Origin of the sequence: Actinomyces sp. oral taxon 448 str. F0400 (assembly GCF_000220835.1) — a bacterium.
In the GTDB taxonomy this organism is placed as follows: Bacteria; Actinomycetota; Actinomycetes; order Actinomycetales; family Actinomycetaceae; genus Actinomyces.
On the sequence record NZ_GL985612.1, the window covers coordinates 1 to 930 of the forward strand.

Sequence of the window (930 nt, forward strand, 5' to 3'; positions counted from 1 at the left end):
GCTGGTGCTGGGTGCGGGGGTGCGGGGTTGTGAGTGAGGAGTCGCTGGTCGCGGAGCGTGAGGATTCGTCGTCGTTTTGGTCGGGGACGGGTCTGGGTGAGGATATTTCCGATCTGTCGGGGGCGATTAGCGATGGGTCGTGGACTCAGGGGGCGTTGGCGGGCGCGGGTCTGGCGGGCGATGTTGTGTCTTTGGCGTTCAATCCGCTGGCCACGGCTATTGGGGCGGTGACTGGGTGGATTTTGGAGCATGTTCACCCGTTTCCGGAGATTCTTGACAAGCTGGCCGGGGATGCGGACGCGGTGCGGGCGGGTTCTCAAACGTGGGTGAATATTTCTGATCATCTTAAGGAGCAGGCGCAGGGTCTGCGGAACGCGATCAAGCGGGATATGGAGGGCCAGGTCGGTCGGGCGGCTGACGCGTGGCGGTCTGAGGGGGCGGACCTGGCGGCTGCTCTGGAGTCGTTGGGGGATCTGGCTCATAGTGTCTCCACTGGTTTGGGGATCGCTGGGTTTATTGTCCAGTTCGTTCATGACATGGTGCGTGATACGATCTCCGAGGCGATCGGCATGTTCTGCCAGTCGGTGCTGGAAGAGGTGTTCAGTCTCGGGCTGGGGACTCCTGCGGTGGTGGCTCAGATCAGTACCTGGGTGGCCGAGAAGATGGAGGTTGTGGGGCGGCATGTTGATGATTTGATTTCTTCTTTTGAGGCTTTGTCCAAGCTGTTGCGCAAGATCGAGCCTGTGACGCGGCGGTTGAAGGCTTTTCTGGGTCATCTCGCTTCGGCTCGTGAGGCGCCTAATCGGTTCGCTGTACGGGCGGGGCATCGTGTCGGGCAGAGGATCAACCGTCGTCTTGGTCGTTCCCCGCGGAGCGCTGGGAGCGCTCGCGCGGCTGCTAGTACCAGTCGCAGCGCCGCGCACGCCAGCA

1 protein-coding gene is annotated in these 930 nt (G+C 62.0%); it reads left to right on the forward strand.

Features of this window, described 5'->3' with window-relative positions:
- Positions 1-29: 29 nt before the first annotated feature.
- A partial coding sequence (locus HMPREF9062_RS11950) for a WXG100 family type VII secretion target (protein ID WP_367379031.1) occupies positions 30-930 on the forward strand: 901 nt, incomplete at its 3' end.